Origin of the sequence: Pantoea alfalfae (genome assembly GCF_019880205.1) — a bacterium.
In the GTDB taxonomy this organism is placed as follows: Bacteria; Pseudomonadota; Gammaproteobacteria; order Enterobacterales; family Enterobacteriaceae; genus Pantoea; species Pantoea alfalfae.
In genome coordinates, this window is sequence record NZ_CP082292.1 from 1,853,841 (window position 1) to 1,869,668 (window position 15,828).

Genomic DNA, 15,828 nt, shown 5'->3' on the forward strand with positions numbered 1-15,828 from the left:
GTACGCAGGGGGAAAGAATGGAAAAACCACTACTCGGCAAAAAGATACTCATTGTCGAAGATGAGGCTGTTTTCCGTTCGTTGCTGGACCAATTTTTGTTATCGATGGGTGCTGTGACGTTACAAGCGGAAGATGGTCTGGAAGCAATTGCACAACTACAACAGCATACTGTCGACCTGATTATCTGCGATCTGGAAATGCCCCGTATGAGTGGCATCCAGTTTGTTGAACATATTCGTACCCGTGGCAATGTCGTGCCGATATTGATCATCTCGGCCACTGAAAACATGTCTGATATCGCTCATGTGCTGCGTCTTGGGGTGCAGGATGTGCTGCTTAAGCCACTCAAAAACTTCGAACGCTTCCGTGAAGCGGTTTATGAGTGCCTTTATCCCTCAATGTTCACCTCAAAAGTGGAGGAGGATGAGCAGCTTTTCCAGGACTGGGATGCGCTGGTTCGCGATCCAAAAGCAGCCGCCAAGCTGCTCAAGCAACTTCAGCCGCCGGTACAGCAGACCATTGCCAACTGCCGGATTAACTATCGCCAGTTGACGATGGCCGAGCAGCCTGGTCTGGTACTTGATATCGCGGCACTCTCCGACAAAGATCTGGCGTTTTACTGTCTCGATGTGACGCGCGCCGGTGATAACGGCGTGCTGGCGGCACTGCTGCTGCGCGCACTGTTTAATGGCCTGCTGCAGGAGCAGCTCACGGGCCAAAAACAACGTCTTCCGGAGCTGAATGGACTACTCAGACAGGTCAATCTGCTGCTGCGTCAGGCGAACCTGAGCGGTCAGTTCCCGCTACTGGTTGGTTACTATCATCGCGGTTTAAAAAATCTGATTCTGGTTTCGGCCGGATTAAACGCCACACTACATGTGCATGCCCATCAGATTCAGCTCAGTAATGGTGTCCCGCTTGGCACTATGGGCAGCACCCATCTTAATCAAATCAGTCAGCGCGCAGATAACTGGCAGTGCCACGTATGGGGCGCGGGTGGTCGCATCCGGCTGATGCTGTCTACAGAAGAGTAAGGGTAAAAAACAGAGAGATTCTGGCGATGAACTCAGGGCCAGAGTTTAGCTTTACAGTTGGGTAATAGTCTTAATTTCGACAGTTTAGTCCCTTCCAGGATAAATCCGTTCGATACTAACTGATATACTCATTTCCGATTTTAAACCGACATATCAAGTATTAACTTGAACGGCCTATAAGAGAGGTATCTTAATGTCTGCCAATAATACCAAAGTAAAAAAAGCGGTAATCCCGGTAGCGGGTTTGGGTACGCGTATGCTCCCGGCTACCAAAGCGATTCCAAAAGAGATGTTACCGCTGGTTGATAAGCCGTTAATCCAGTATGTCGTCAACGAGTGTATCGCTGCTGGCATCAACGAAATTGTGCTGGTTACGCATTCATCAAAAAATGCCATCGAAAACCATTTTGATACCAGCTTCGAACTGGAATCAATGCTGGAAAAACGCGTTAAGCGTCAGCTGCTGGATGAAATCCAGTCAATCTGCCCGCCACACGTTACCATCATGCAGGTCCGTCAGGGCATCGCTAAAGGTCTGGGTCACGCTGTGATGTGTGCACACCCGCTGATCGGTGATGAGCCATTTGCGGTCATCCTGCCAGACGTCATCATCGACGAATATGAATCCAACCCAACCAAAGATAACCTGGCAGAAATGCTGAGCCGTTATGAAGAGTCTGGCCGCAGCCAGATCATGGTTGAGCCGGTTGACGATGTTACCGCGTACGGTGTTGTTGATTGCCAGGGCGCAGAACTGAACCCAGGCGACAGCGCACCTATGGTTGGTGTGGTTGAAAAGCCTAAAGCGTCAGAGTCACCATCAAATCTGGCCGTTGTAGGTCGCTATGTGCTGTCTTCAGACATCTGGCCACTGCTGGCGAAAACTCCTCCAGGTGCAGGCGGCGAAGTTCAGCTGACTGACTCCATTGCGATGCTGATGGAAAAAGAGACGGTTGAAGCTTATCACCTGAAAGGCGTGAGCCATGACTGTGGTAATAAGCTGGGCTACATGCAGGCTTTCGTTGAGTACGGTGTTCGTCATCCGGTATTGGGCAAAGATTTCTCTGAATGGCTCGATGGCGCAGTTGGCAACAAAAAGTAATTCATAAACACAGGATAACTCGATGAAAGTCACTGTATTTGGTATCGGCTATGTCGGTCTGGTTCAGGCTGCGGTGTTAGCCGAAGTCGGACATGACGTTCTCTGCATTGATGTCGACGCTAATAAAGTCGAAAATCTGAAAAAAGGCATCATTCCTATTTTCGAACCAGGTTTAACACCGCTGGTAATGTCCAATTACGAAGCGGGTCGTCTTAAGTTCAGCACCGATGCTGAGCAGGGCGTAAACCATGGTGTTATGCAGTTTATTGCAGTCGGTACTCCACCGGATGAAGACGGCTCTGCCGATCTGAAATATGTGACCGCCGTAGCGCGCACTATTGCGCAGCATATGAACGATCACAAGGTGGTTATCGACAAATCAACCGTTCCGGTTGGCACAGCAGACAAAGTTCGTGCAGTAATGACGGAAGCGCTGAAAGCGCGTGACGCCAACATCACCTTCGATGTGGTTTCAAACCCGGAATTCCTGAAAGAGGGTGCAGCAGTTAATGACTGTATGCGTCCGGAGCGTATTGTTGTCGGTACTGACAACGACGACGTGGTAGAACTGTTACGCGAGCTCTATGAGCCGTTTAACCGTAATCACGATCGCATGATCATGATGGATATCCGCAGCGCGGAGCTGACCAAGTATGCCGCAAACTGCATGCTGGCAACCAAAATCAGCTTTATGAACGAGATGTCTAACCTGGCTGAACGTTTAGGTGCGGATATTGAGAAAGTACGTCAGGGTATCGGTTCTGATCCCCGCATTGGCTATCACTTTATCTATCCTGGCTGTGGCTACGGCGGCTCCTGCTTCCCGAAAGATGTGCAGGCGTTAATCCGTACCGCTGAGTCCATTGGCTATCAGCCACGTCTTTTGCAGGCGGTGGAAGATGTGAATGACAACCAGAAAAACAAGCTGCCTACCTTTATCAAGCGTCATTTTGGTGACGATCTGAAAGGTAAGACGTTTGCACTCTGGGGTCTGTCATTTAAGCCGAACACTGACGATATGCGTGAAGCCTCCAGTCGTGTGCTGATGGAAACGCTGTGGGAAGCGGGCGCATCTGTTCAGGCGTTTGACCCTGAAGCAATGGATGAAGCGCAGCGCATCTATGGTCACCGCAGCGATCTGAAGCTGATGGGTACCAAAGAAGCCGCACTGCAGGGCGCAGACGGTCTGGTCATCTGTACGGAGTGGCAAAATTTCCGTGCGCCTGACTTCGACGTTATCAAAAATGCACTGAAAGAAGCCGTGATTTTTGATGGTCGTAACCTGTATGATCCAGAGCGTATCAGCAAACGCGGTTTCGTTTATTATGCAATCGGCCGCGGAGCGTCTATTCAAACTGCATAATTAACGAGGGATTTATGAACTTTCTGGTCACCGGCGCCGCAGGCTTTATTGGTTTTCATGTCAGTCAGCGTCTGCTGGCCGCCGGTCACCAGGTTGTCGGTATCGACAACCTGAATGATTATTACGACGTAAATCTCAAGCATGCCCGTCTCAATTTAATTAAAGCCGATTCTGGTTTTACATTTATTGAGATGGATCTGGCGGACCGTGACGCAATGGCGTCACTGTTCGACCAGCACACATTCCAGCGAGTTATTCACCTTGGCGCTCAGGCTGGCGTCAGGTACTCCATTGAAAATCCCCATGCCTACGCAGACTCGAATCTGATCGGTCACCTCAATATCCTTGAAGGCTGTCGTCATCATAAAATTGAACATCTGCTCTATGCCTCATCCAGTTCAGTTTATGGCCTGAATCGCAAAATGCCGTTCTCAACCGAAGATAGCGTTGATCATCCGGTTTCTTTATATGCGGCGACTAAAAAAGCTAACGAGTTAATGTCGCACACTTACTCGCATCTTTATCAGCTGCCGACGACCGGATTGCGCTTCTTTACCGTTTACGGTCCCTGGGGCCGTCCTGATATGGCACTCTTTAAGTTCACCCGGGCAATGATTGCAGGTGAAGCGATAGATGTTTATAACCAGGGCCAGATGAAACGCGACTTTACCTATATTGACGATATTGCTGAAGCGATTGTACGTCTGCAGGATGTTATTCCGCAGCAGGATGATAACTGGACTGTTGAAACCGGTTCACCTGCAACCAGCTCTGCGCCTTATCGGGTTTATAATATTGGTAACAGTCAGCCGGTTACCTTGATGAACTATATCGAAGCGATTGAGAAAGCGTTGGGGATTACGGCGAAGAAAAACCTGATGCCAATGCAGCCCGGTGATGTGCTGGAAACCAGTGCGGATACCGAAGCGCTGTATAAGGCCATTGGTTTTAAACCGCAGACCGGGGTCGAAGAGGGCGTTAAAAATTTCGTTGACTGGTATCGCGATTTCTACCGCGTCTGATTAAAAGAAAAAGGAAGCTCCGGCTTCCTTTTTTATTGGGGTAGCAGGCTAACGCTTAAGCAGCGAAGCAGTCAGCATTACAGTAAAAAATCGTCCAGCGTTTTACCCTGTTCTTCCAGCGCTTTTTTAATCACGGCCGGTGTCCGTCCCTGACCTGTCCAGGTTCTGGACTCGCCTTTTTCATCGGTATAACCATATTTGGCCGGGCGCACTGAGCGTTTACCTTTTGCCGCAACCCGGTGAGTGGCGGTCAGCGTGTTAATCAGTTCATTCGGGTCGATTCCATCTGCCAGCAGCATTTCACGATACTGATTAAGCTTACGCGTGCGTTCTTCATTTTCTGCCTGAAAATGTGACTCTTCTTCGCGGCGTTCTTTTACCACCACGTCCAGTTTTTCCAGCATCTCTTCCAGTGTTTCGACGGAATACTCTCTGGCCTGGGCGCGCAGCGTACGGATATTATTAAGAACTTTTAGTGCTTCGCTCATTGTCCTGGTCTCTGAATAAGGAAAAAGTTGTGTTGCCCGCTAATAGTAGTGGTGACATTAAATAACTTCAATCTTAAAACAATATCAGAACGATAATTCCCTGAGTAATTAAAATAATCACAGTGAAAAATTCACGGTTATGGCAAATAAAAAAAGAGTTTCCGCAAGTCTGATATGCAATAAATTTAATGTATTTAGCGTGGTAACAAAAATGTCATTCCTTTTGTTGCGGGTAAAATAAGCAAAACTTATCCAGCGTGAAGCGCACATAACCGGCTCCCGGCTATGCACCAGGATGAATAACCGGTCAGCCGTTACGCTTTAATTACCGCTACACCGCAATGTATTACCTGCACTTTGTGTTAATATGCGCGCCATTCCGTTAAGTCCTGATGAAGATACGCTCCTATGGCTCAACTCTATTTTTATTACTCTGCCATGAATGCAGGGAAATCGACGGCACTGCTGCAATCCTCCTATAACTATCAGGAGCGCGGCATGCGCTCGCTGGTCTATACCGCTGAAATCGATAACCGGTTTGGTGCCGGGCAGGTGAGTTCCCGTATCGGACTTTCGTCACCGGCCATGCTCTACAATGCTGAAACCGCACTCTATAGTGACATTGCCGCCGAGCATGCCGCGCAGCCAATCCACTGTGTGCTGGTTGATGAGAGTCAGTTCCTGACCCGGGAGCAGGTTAAAGCACTCTCTGATGTCGTAGACGATCTGGATATTCCGGTGCTCTGCTATGGCCTGAGAACCGACTTTCGCGGTGAACTGTTTGTGGGCAGTCAGTATCTGCTGGCATGGGCTGACAAGCTGGTTGAATTAAAAACCATTTGTCATTGTGGCCGCAAGGCGAGCATGGTGCTGCGACTGGATAGCGAGGGTAAACCTTTCAGCGAAGGCGAGCAGGTGGTCATTGGCGGTAACGAACGCTATATCTCCGTCTGCCGTAAGCATTATAAACAGGCGATAGAGCAGGGGTCGTTACAGGCGATTCATGGCGCACAGACTCCGCTGAATTAACCGCATCATTCAGGTAATAAAAAACCCGCCGCGGCGGGTTTTTTTATCAGACAGTCAGAACCGGACTATCAGACTTTCTTCACTTTCTTATCAACCTTCACGCCTTTCACCGGCTGCTCAGAGACAGCTTCGGCGACACTTGAGAACGGTTCGACAAATTCACGTCCGTAGTAGGTATCGAGCATAATCTGTTTCAGCTCAGCAATCAGCGGATAGCGTGGGTTCGCGCCGGTACACTGGTCATCGAACGCATCATCGGCCAGTTTATCGACTTTCGCCAGGAAGTCCGCTTCCTGCACACCGGCTTCGCGGATTGAGGTCGGAATACCGAGTTCAGTTTTGATCTCGTCCAGCCATACCAGCAGCTTCTCAATTTTCTGCGCGGTGCGGTCGCCTGGTGCGCTCAGACCTAAGTGGTCAGCAATCTCTGCGTAGCGACGACGCGCCTGCGGACGATCATACTGGCTGAATGCGGTCTGTTTAGTCGGGTTGTCATTCGCGTTGTAGCGAATAACGTTCGAGATTAACAGGGCATTAGCCAGGCCGTGTGGGATATGGAACTCTGAACCCAGTTTGTGTGCCATTGAGTGACAGACCCCGAGGAATGCGTTGGCAAACGCAATACCGGCGATAGTTGCGGCATTGTGTACGCGTTCACGCGCCACCGGATTTTTAGCGCCTTCGGCATAGCTGGCCGGCAGGTTCTCTTTCAGCAGTTTCAGTGCCTGCAGCGCCTGACCATCAGAGTATTCATTCGCCAGCACAGAAACATAGGCTTCCAGAGCATGGGTGACTGCATCCAGACCACCGAAGGCGCAGAGTGAACGTGGCATATCCATCACCAGGTTGGCATCGACAATTGCCATATCTGGTGTCAATGCATAGTCAGCCAGAGGATATTTCTGACCGGTCGCATCGTCGGTTACCACAGCGAACGGTGTGACCTCTGAACCGGTACCTGAGGTAGTCGTGATGGCAACCATGCGTGCTTTGACGCCCATTTTTGGGAACTTGTAGATACGTTTACGGATGTCCATGAAACGTAACGCCAGCTCTTCGAAATGGGTTTCGGGATGTTCGTACATCACCCACATGATTTTCGCGGCATCCATTGGGGAACCGCCGCCCAGGGCAATGATGACGTCAGGTTTAAAGCTGTTCATCTGCTCTGCACCTTTACGTACGATGCTCAGCGTTGGGTCAGCTTCAACTTCGAAGAATACTTCAGTCTCGATGCCGTGTGATTTCAGCACGCGGGTCACCTGGTCAGCATAACCGTTATTGAACAGGAAGCGGTCAGTGACGATAAAGGCACGTTTCGCGCCGTCCGTTGCCACCTCTTCCAGCGCAATTGGCAGTGAACCCCGACGGAAGTAGATGGATTTAGGAAGTTTATGCCACAACATATTCTCAGCTCGCTTGGCGACAGTTTTGGTATTGATCAGGTGTTTTGGACCGACGTTCTCTGAAATAGAGTTACCGCCCCAGGAACCACAACCCAGCGTCAGAGACGGCGCCAGTTTAAAGTTGTAGAGGTCACCGATACCGCCCTGAGAGGCCGGGGTGTTGATCAGAATACGCGCGGTTTTCATTTTGTCGCCGAAGTAGTGCACGCGCTCAGTCTGGTTATCCTGGTCGGTGTAAAGGCAGGAGGTGTGACCGATACCGCCCATGGCGACCAGTTTCTCGGCTTTATCTACAGCATCCTGGAAATCTTTTGCCCGATACATTGCGAGGGTAGGTGAGAGTTTTTCGTGGGCAAATGGCTCAGACTCATCCACCAGTTTCACTTCACCAATCAGGATCTTGGTGCTCGGCGGCACGGTGAGACCGGCCATCTCTGCAATTTTGAAGGCAGGCTGACCCACGATCGCCGCATTCAGACCGCCGTTTTTGAGGATGATATTCTGTACGGCGCTTAGTTCAGCACCCTGCAGCATGTAGCCGCCATGGCTGGCGAAACGTTCACGCACGGCATCATAAACTGAATCAACCACAATGACAGATTGTTCAGAGGCGCAGATCACCCCGTTATCAAAGGTTTTTGACATCAGAATGGAGGCAACGGCACGTTTCACATCGGCGGTTTCATCAATCACTACCGGCGTGTTACCGGCACCGACACCAATCGCCGGTTTACCGGAGCTGTATGCTGCTTTCACCATGCCCGGACCGCCAGTGGCGAGAATCAGGTTGATGTCAGGGTGATGCATCAGCTGGTTTGAAAGTTCAACAGACGGGGCATCGATCCAGCCGATAATGTCTTTCGGCGCACCGGCAGCAATGGCGGCCTGCAAGACAATATCGGCAGCTTTGTTTGTCGCATCTTTGGCGCGAGGGTGTGGCGAAAAGATAATGCCGTTACGGGTTTTAAGACTGATTAATGCTTTAAAGATGGCGGTTGACGTTGGGTTGGTTGTCGGGACGATACCGCAAATCAGGCCAATCGGCTCGGCGATGGTAATCGTACCGAACGTATCGTCAGTGGCTAATACACCACAGGTTTTTTCATCTTTATAGGCGTTGTAGATATACTCGGAAGCAAAGTGGTTTTTAATGACCTTGTCTTCGACGATGCCCATACCGGATTCGGCAACGGCCATCTTGGCTAGCGGGATTCTGGCGTCAGCGGCGGCAAGGGCGGCGGCACGGAAGATGGCGTCGACCTGTTGTTGAGAAAAGTTGGCATATTCACGCTGGGCTTTTTTTACACGTTCGACCAGTGCATTGAGTTCAGCGACATTGGTTACGGCCATGGTGTTCTCCTGAAGGAAGTTAAACTTTTTTAGTAAACAATCCTGCGTCCTGAGTATAGTCACGCTGAAATAACGTGACTGGCTGACAGGTAAATCCCGGATTTTCAAATATTTACTGAACGAGTCTTCTGCTGGCGTTAGCGAGCTTTCTTATCCTTCCGTTAAGAAAAGATTACCTGGTTTGGGGTAGGTCAATTTTGATGCAGATCAATTTAAGCGCAAGCTGACACCTTTCAGCAGCCCTTTATAGTGCTTTCCTGTTAAGTCAGCGTGCTCCTGTGCTCAGCCGTCCTGGCAGTGGCTAAATCCAGCCACTTTTTAATCTCTGGCGGAAAGCGCTAATTGCTTTGCTGTTCATCAGGATAAATACCCAGGCGCACATCTGGCGTCTCTGCACGTTTTCACATACATTAGGCGCGTTTTCCCCCCTGTGGTACGGAGTAGAGTTGTGAATCCAGCGCTGTTAGATCTATCAGGCTACATAAAATTTTTTGTCGGGCTCTTTGCGCTGGTCAATCCGGTAGGCATTATTCCGGTGTTCATCAGCATGACCCGTTATCAGGGGGTAGCTGAGCGTAACAAAACCAACCTTACAGCTAATCTGGCCGTTGCCATTATTCTCTGGACGTCACTTTTCCTCGGCGATGCGATTCTGCATGTGTTTGGCATCTCGATTGATTCCTTCCGGATTGCGGGCGGGATTCTGGTCGTCACCATTGCCATGTCGATGATCAGCGGCAAGCTGGGCGAGGATAAGCAGAACAAACAGGAGAAGTCAGAAACGGCGATTCGTGAAAGCGTGGGGGTTGTGCCGCTGGCATTGCCACTCATGGCGGGGCCGGGTGCCATCAGCTCAACCATCGTCTGGAGTACCCGCTACCACAGCTGGCTCAATCTGCTGGGATTCACCCTGGCCATTGCTATTTTTGCCTTCTGCTGCTGGCTGCTGTTCCGCGCCGCGCCGTTAATGGTGCGCATTCTTGGGCAGACCGGTATCAACGTCATTACCCGAATTATGGGCCTGTTACTGATGGCGCTGGGTATTGAATTTGTTGTGACCGGCATGAAGTCGATTTTCCCCGGCTTGCTGAACTAGAAACTCACTTATTTCATGCAGCGAAGCGAATTGGTGACCTGAATTGGTGCAGTAAGGTAATTTATTGCACCATAGTAATGCAGTCATTCATCCTGCTTAATAAAAACAGACGATTATAAATTCCGTTACTGTGGGTTTGCTCACAGACTTTTTTTCTCAGAATAATGTCACTATTTTCACACGATAATCTGCTATCTGATCTCCGCTCAACCCGATAAATACCCAGGCTTCAGCGGCCAGCCTGAATTTCATCACGTCGATGCTCTTTTTATCAATACAAATACCAAAACAGACGCTTTTTGTAGCTGCATAACGCCCTGGAAACAGGTTTCCAGCTAAATAGCCTATTTTTCATATCGATATAATATTTTCAGGACGAAAATTAACACTTTCGCTGCCTGACATCTCATGATAAAAGAGACTTAGTTAACATTTTAGCTATTTTGCTTTGGCGCCCCTTCGCGGCTTCTGATAATTTTTGGCCCAGCGTAAATTTTTTCTCCGAAAGTCCAAAGTGAGAACGCTTTTTGCTTAAGCCTATCGGGATACTTAATTAAAGGTTGGCGTTTCGCATGATTGGGATGAAAAACTTGCAACAACAGCGGTCAGCAATCGCACTCTTTTTGTTCACGGCTTTTTCTCCGGCTTATGCCGCCACCATTCCGCCTGGAACGGTTCTGGCCGCCCAACAGCAAATAGTGATCAACAACGGAAGCGAAGTCTCTTCGCTGGATCCACATAAAACCGAAGGCGTGCCGGAATCTAATGTTATCCATAACCTGCTGGATGGCCTGGTTAACACCGATAACCGCGGTCAGGTTGTGCCGGGCGTCGCCAGAAGCTGGGAAAATCCACAACCCACGGTCTGGATTTTTACTCTGCGTGATGATGCAAAGTGGAGCAATGGCGAACCGGTGACGGCCGCTGATTTCGTTTATAGCTGGCGTCGGCTGGTGGACCCGAAAACAGCATCGCCATATTCCAGCTATCTGCAGGCAGCTCATTTTGCCGGTATTGATGCCATCCTCGCCGGTAAAGCATCACCCGATCAATTGGGCGTAAAAGCACTTGATGCCCATCGCCTGCAGATTACCCTGAGTGAACCCGTGCCTTACCTGGTGGCGATGTTAGCGCACACGGCGATGAAGCCGGTTTATGCGCCAGCCATTAAGCAGTGGGGCGACGCCTGGACCCGTCCCGGTCACTACATCGGTAACGGTGCCTATACACTGAGCGACTGGGTGGTGAATGAAAAAATCGTTGTGACGCGTAATCCCCTCTACTGGGACAATGCGCATACGGTGATTGAGCAGGGGACCTTCCTGCCGATCGCTTCTGAAAACAGTGACATTAATCGCTATCGCAGTGGCGGCACGGATATCACTAACAGTGCGATACCGCCAGAGATGTTTGGCAAGCTGCGCAAAGAGCTGGGTGATGAAGTCAAAGTCAGTCCGCTGCTTTGCACCTTCTACTACGAAATCAACAACAAAAAAGCGCCGTTCACCGATGCACGGGTGCGCGCTGCGCTGAAAATGACCCTCGATCGCGAGGTGATTGCCAATAAGATCATGGCTCAGGGACAGATTCCGGCCTATAGCCTCACGCCACCGTTCACGGCTGGTATTAAGCTATCCCCGCCTGAATGGTTCACCTGGACCCAGGCGCAGCGTAATGAGGCGGCGAAAAAGCTGCTGGCAGAGGCGGGTTTTGATGCCAGCCATCCGCTGAACTTTACGCTGCTCTATAACACCTCTGATCAAAATAAGCGGCAGGCGATTGCCGCCGCGTCGATGTGGCAGAAAAATCTGGGCGCGAAGGTGACGCTGCAGAATCAGGAGTGGAAAACCATGCTGGAGACCCGTCATCAGGCCCAGTATGACGTGGTACGTGCCACCTGGTGTGCCGATTACAACGAGCCCTCCACCTTCCTGAACATGCTGATCAGTAACGCCTCGATCAACACCGCGTTTTACAGCAGCGCGACCTTCGATCGCTTAATGGCGGAAACGTTGACGGCGGGCAGCGAGGCGCAGCGCGTCGACCTGTATCAGCAGGCTGAAACACAACTCGACAAAGACTCACCAATTGTGCCAGTTTACTACCGCGTAAGTGTGCGCCTGGTAAAGCCCTGGGTTGGCGGCTTTACGGGCAAAGACCCGCAGGACATGACAGACCTGAAGTACTATTTCATCAAACAACACTGATCTGATCGCCGTTTCGGCGAGACAGTCGGGACACGCATCAGCGTACAGACCATTTTGGGGTCAATCTCCCTGGGAACAGGCCAGGGAGCCCGGAGACGGGGGACGCCGTGGCGGAGCATCGCCACGGTGACGATAATAAAACTGGAGTGTAATAATGAACAACATCACGAAAAAAAGCCTGATTGCAGCGGGCGTTTTTGCCGCAGTGAGTGCCCTGGCAGGGAATGCGGCTTTCGCGGCAACCGTGCCTGCGGGCGTTGAGCTGGCCGCTAAACAGGAGCTGGTTCGCGGCAATGGCGATGAAGTACAGTCGCTCGATCCGCACAAAATCGAAGGCGTGCCGGAAGATAACGTGGCGCGCGATCTTTACGAAGGTCTGCTGGTCAATGACAGCAACGGTAAACCGATCCCGGCCGTAGCGGAAAGCTATGAAAATAAAGATTTCAAAGTGTGGACTTTCCACTTACGTAAAAATGCCAAATGGTCCAATGGCGAGCCGGTCACCGCGCAGGATTTCGTCTACAGCTGGGAGCGTCTGGTCGATCCTAAAACCGCCTCACCGTATGCCAGCTATCCGCAGTATGGTCATATCCTGAACGTCGATGACATCATCGCCGGTAAAAAACCAGTTACCGATCTGGGCGTAAAAGCTATTGATGACCACACGCTGGAAGTCACCCTGAGCGAGCCGGTTCCCTATTTTGATAAGCTGCTGATTAACTCCGTCATGTCACCGGTTTACAAACCGGCGATTGAGAAATTTGGCGATCAGTGGACGCAGCCGCAGAACTGGGTCGGCAACGGTGCCTTTAAGCTTGAAGCGCACGTGATTAACGAACGTATCACCCTGGTGCGTAACCCGAACTACTGGGACAATGAACATACGGTGCTGAACAAAGTCACCTTCCTGCCGATCAGTTCAGAAGTCAGTGACGTTAACCGCTACTTCTCCGAGAACGGCAGCGACATGACCTATAACAACCTGCCAATTGAGCTGTTTAAAAAGCTGCAGCGTGACAACGGTAAAGAGCTGCACGTCGATCCATATCTCTGCACCTATTACTACGAAATCAACAACCAGAAAGCGCCATTCACCGATCCTCGCGTGCGCGCGGCCCTGAAGCTGGGTCTGGATCGTGACATCATGGTGAATAAAGTGCTGGCGCAGGGCCAGAAACCTGCCTATAGCTACACGCCACCAGCGACCGACGGCATGGACATTCTGCCGCCAGACTGGTTCACATGGTCACAGGACAAACGTAATGCCGAAGCGAAGAAGCTGCTGACTGAAGCGGGCTACACCGCTGACAAACCGCTGACCTTTAACCTGCTGTATAACACCTCCGATCTGCACAAGAAGCTCGCGATTGCCGCCTCGTCGATCTGGAAGAAAAACATCGGCGTAAACATCAAGCTGGAAAACCAGGAGTGGAAAACCTTCCTGGATACCCGTCATCAGGGTAACTACGATGTGTCGCGTGCGGCCTGGTGTGCGGACTACAACGAACCCACTTCCTTCCTGAACACCATGGTGTCCAACAGCAGCAGTAACACATCGCACTACAAGAGCGATGAGTTTGACAAAGTGGTGCGTGACGCGATCAAAGCCCCGGATGCGAAAGCCCGCGCAGTGGATTATCAGAAGGCTGAGCAGATCATGGATAAAGACAGCACCATCGTACCGGTTTACTACTACGTAAATACGCGTCTGGTGAAACCTTATGTCGGCGGTTATACCGGTAAAGATCCACTGGATAAAACCCTGGATAAAAACTTCTACATCATCAAACACTAATAGCATTCAGGCTATCAGCAGTGGCGGCGCGTCTGGCGCCGCCTTTTTTAATTTTTTATATGTTGTGAAGCAACAGCCTGGTAGGTACGGCAATGTTAAAATTCATCCTGCGTCGCTTGCTTGAAGCGCTACCGACGCTGTTCGTCCTGATTACTATCTCCTTCTTTATGATGCGCCTGGCCCCCGGTAGTCCTTTTTCCGGTGAGCGTACGCTGGCACCCGAAGTCATGGCCAACATTGAGGCGAAGTACCACCTCAATGATCCCATTGGTAAACAGTATGTCGATTACCTTGTGCAGCTGGCGCACGGCGATTTCGGCCCGTCGTTTAAATACAAAGACTATTCGGTCAACTATCTGGTCGCACATGCGTTCCCGGTTTCTGCCAAACTCGGTCTGGCCGCGTTCCTGCTGGCGATAGTGCTGGGCGTGACCGCCGGCGTCGTCGCTGCGCTCAAACAAAATACGTTGTGGGACTTCGCGGTGATGGGGGTGGCAATGACCGGTGTGGTGATACCCAGTTTCGTGGTCGCACCGCTGCTGGTCCTGCTGTTCGCCATCAGCCTGAAATGGCTGCCGGGCGGTGGCTGGAATGGCGGGCAGTGGAACTACATGCTGCTGCCGATGGTGGCGCTGTCGCTGGCGTATATCGCCAGTATCGCGCGTATTACCCGTGGATCGATGATTGAAGTGATGCACTCCAACTTTATCCGCACCGCGCGCGCCAAAGGCCTGCCGCTGCGCCGCATTGTGCTGCGTCATGCGCTGAAGCCCGCCTTGCTGCCGGTGATCTCCTACATGGGACCGGCGTTTGTCGGCATCATCACCGGGTCGATGGTCATTGAGTCGATCTATGGTCTGCCGGGTATCGGTCAGCTGTTTGTGAACGGTGCGCTGAACCGTGACTACTCACTGGTGATGAGCCTGACCATTCTGGTCGGTTTGCTGACCATTATCTTCAACGCGATTGTTGACGTGCTCTATGCCGTTATCGATCCAAAAATTCGTTACTGATTGCGGAGTTCGCCATGATGTTAAGTAAGAAAAACAGCGAAGCTCTTGATGCGTTCAGTGAGAAGCTGGAAGTAGAAGGGCGCAGTCTCTGGCAGGACGCGCGTCGTCGTTTTATCCATAACCGGGCGGCCTTAATCAGCCTGCTGGTGCTGCTGGTGATTACCCTGTTCGTGATCTTTGCGCCGATGATGGCGCAGTTCACCTACGACGATACCGACTGGGCCATGATGTCCTCGCCGCCGGATACCACTTCCGGCCACTGGTTCGGCACTGACTCATCGGGTCGTGACCTGCTGGTGCGCGTGGCGATTGGTGGCCGTATCTCCCTGATGGTGGGTGTGGCCTCAGCGCTGATCGCGGTGATCGTGGGCACACTTTATGGTTCGATTGCTGGCTATCTCGGCGGCAAAACGGACTCGGTGATGATGCGTATTCTGGAAATCCTTAACTCCTTCCCGTTTATGTTCTTCGTCATCCTGCTGGTGACCTTCTTTGGTCGTAATATCCTGCTGATTTTTGCCGCTATCGGCATGGTTTCATGGCTGGATATGGCGCGTATTGTGCGCGGCCAGACGCTGAGCCTGAAGCGTAAAGAGTTTATCGAAGCGGCCCATGTCGGCGGGGTATCAACCTGGAAAATCGTGGTGCGCCACATCGTGCCAAACGTGCTGGGCGTGGTGGTGGTTTACGCCTCGCTGCTGGTGCCAAGCATGATCCTGTTTGAATCCTTCCTGAGCTTCCTCGGTCTGGGTACGCAGGAGCCTTTGAGCAGCTGGGGCGCACTGCTCAGCGACGGCGCCAACTCGATGGAAGTCTCACCCTGGCTGCTGCTCTATCCAGCGGGCTTCCTGGTGGTTACGCTGTTCTGTTTCAACTTTATCGGCGATGGCCTGCGTGATGCCCTCGACCCGAAAGATCGTTAA

12 protein-coding genes are annotated in these 15,828 nt (G+C 51.3%); 10 read left to right on the forward strand and 2 right to left on the reverse strand.

Annotated elements, in window-relative coordinates; translation table 11 throughout:
• The first annotated feature begins 17 nt into the window (after positions 1-17).
• The 4 genes from rssB (at position 18) to K6R05_RS08645 (ending at position 4,521) form a co-directional block, all read left to right on the forward strand.
• Positions 18-1,034, forward strand: a complete 1,017-nt coding sequence (gene rssB, locus K6R05_RS08630) for a two-component system response regulator RssB (RefSeq protein WP_013358053.1) — start codon at positions 18-20, stop codon at positions 1,032-1,034.
• Between the two features lie 193 nt (positions 1,035-1,227).
• A complete protein-coding gene (galU, locus tag K6R05_RS08635) occupies positions 1,228-2,136 on the forward strand; it encodes a UTP--glucose-1-phosphate uridylyltransferase GalU (protein WP_161733996.1) in 909 nt (302 codons plus the stop codon).
• Between the two features lie 22 nt (positions 2,137-2,158).
• Complete coding sequence (locus K6R05_RS08640) at positions 2,159-3,499, forward strand: UDP-glucose dehydrogenase family protein (RefSeq protein WP_222925404.1); 1,341 nt, start codon at positions 2,159-2,161, stop codon at positions 3,497-3,499.
• Positions 3,500-3,513: 14 nt separating this feature from the next.
• Positions 3,514-4,521 carry an NAD-dependent epimerase gene (locus tag K6R05_RS08645; RefSeq protein WP_161733992.1) on the forward strand — a complete coding sequence of 336 codons (1,008 nt, stop codon included), beginning with the start codon at positions 3,514-3,516 and terminating at the stop codon, positions 4,519-4,521.
• Positions 4,522-4,598: 77 nt separating this feature from the next.
• On the opposite strand, the gene hns is transcribed toward K6R05_RS08645, so the two are convergent.
• Positions 4,599-5,009 (reverse strand): histone-like nucleoid-structuring protein H-NS, encoded by a 411-nt coding sequence (gene hns / locus K6R05_RS08650; RefSeq protein ID WP_161733990.1) that lies wholly within the window; start codon positions 5,007-5,009, stop codon positions 4,599-4,601.
• Positions 5,010-5,417: 408 nt separating this feature from the next.
• On the opposite strand from hns, the gene tdk reads away from it, so the two are divergent.
• Positions 5,418-6,038, forward strand: a complete 621-nt coding sequence (gene tdk, locus K6R05_RS08655) for a thymidine kinase (protein ID WP_033783265.1) — start codon at positions 5,418-5,420, stop codon at positions 6,036-6,038.
• Positions 6,039-6,106: 68 nt separating this feature from the next.
• Here tdk and adhE read toward each other — a convergent pair whose 3' ends face one another.
• Positions 6,107-8,794 carry a bifunctional acetaldehyde-CoA/alcohol dehydrogenase gene (adhE, locus tag K6R05_RS08660; RefSeq protein WP_161733988.1) on the reverse strand — a complete coding sequence of 896 codons (2,688 nt, stop codon included), beginning with the start codon at positions 8,792-8,794 and terminating at the stop codon, positions 6,107-6,109.
• A gap of 448 nt (positions 8,795-9,242) precedes the next feature.
• On the opposite strand from adhE, the gene K6R05_RS08665 reads away from it, so the two are divergent.
• The 5 genes from K6R05_RS08665 to oppC all read left to right on the forward strand — a co-directional run bounded on the left by K6R05_RS08665 (position 9,243) and on the right by oppC (position 15,828).
• Positions 9,243-9,890, forward strand: a complete 648-nt coding sequence (locus tag K6R05_RS08665) for a YchE family NAAT transporter (protein WP_161733986.1) — start codon at positions 9,243-9,245, stop codon at positions 9,888-9,890.
• 581 nt (positions 9,891-10,471) lie between these two features.
• Complete coding sequence (locus tag K6R05_RS08670) at positions 10,472-12,097, forward strand: ABC transporter substrate-binding protein (protein ID WP_222925405.1); 1,626 nt, start codon at positions 10,472-10,474, stop codon at positions 12,095-12,097.
• A 154-nt stretch (positions 12,098-12,251) separates the two neighbouring features.
• On the forward strand, positions 12,252-13,892 hold the full coding sequence (gene oppA / locus K6R05_RS08675) for an oligopeptide ABC transporter substrate-binding protein OppA (RefSeq protein ID WP_222925406.1): 1,641 nt from the start codon (positions 12,252-12,254) through the stop codon (positions 13,890-13,892).
• A gap of 92 nt (positions 13,893-13,984) precedes the next feature.
• Complete coding sequence (gene oppB / locus K6R05_RS08680; RefSeq protein ID WP_222925407.1) at positions 13,985-14,905, forward strand: oligopeptide ABC transporter permease OppB; 921 nt, start codon at positions 13,985-13,987, stop codon at positions 14,903-14,905.
• A gap of 14 nt (positions 14,906-14,919) precedes the next feature.
• Complete coding sequence (oppC, locus tag K6R05_RS08685; RefSeq protein ID WP_161733977.1) at positions 14,920-15,828, forward strand: oligopeptide ABC transporter permease OppC; 909 nt, start codon at positions 14,920-14,922, stop codon at positions 15,826-15,828.

Coding starts and splice junctions, on each gene's coding strand:
- oppA (WP_222925406.1), top strand. CDS start 12,252: ATGAACAACATCACGAAAAAAAGCCTGATTGCAGCGGGCGTTTTTGCC.
- K6R05_RS08640 (WP_222925404.1), top strand. CDS start 2,159: ATGAAAGTCACTGTATTTGGTATCGGCTATGTCGGTCTGGTTCAGGCT.
- oppC (WP_161733977.1), top strand. CDS start 14,920: ATGATGTTAAGTAAGAAAAACAGCGAAGCTCTTGATGCGTTCAGTGAG.
- adhE (WP_161733988.1), bottom strand. CDS start 8,794: ATGGCCGTAACCAATGTCGCTGAACTCAATGCACTGGTCGAACGTGTA.
- K6R05_RS08645 (WP_161733992.1), top strand. CDS start 3,514: ATGAACTTTCTGGTCACCGGCGCCGCAGGCTTTATTGGTTTTCATGTC.
- oppB (WP_222925407.1), top strand. CDS start 13,985: ATGTTAAAATTCATCCTGCGTCGCTTGCTTGAAGCGCTACCGACGCTG.
- hns (WP_161733990.1), bottom strand. CDS start 5,009: ATGAGCGAAGCACTAAAAGTTCTTAATAATATCCGTACGCTGCGCGCC.
- K6R05_RS08670 (WP_222925405.1), top strand. CDS start 10,472: ATGAAAAACTTGCAACAACAGCGGTCAGCAATCGCACTCTTTTTGTTC.
- rssB (WP_013358053.1), top strand. CDS start 18: ATGGAAAAACCACTACTCGGCAAAAAGATACTCATTGTCGAAGATGAG.
- tdk (WP_033783265.1), top strand. CDS start 5,418: ATGGCTCAACTCTATTTTTATTACTCTGCCATGAATGCAGGGAAATCG.
- galU (WP_161733996.1), top strand. CDS start 1,228: ATGTCTGCCAATAATACCAAAGTAAAAAAAGCGGTAATCCCGGTAGCG.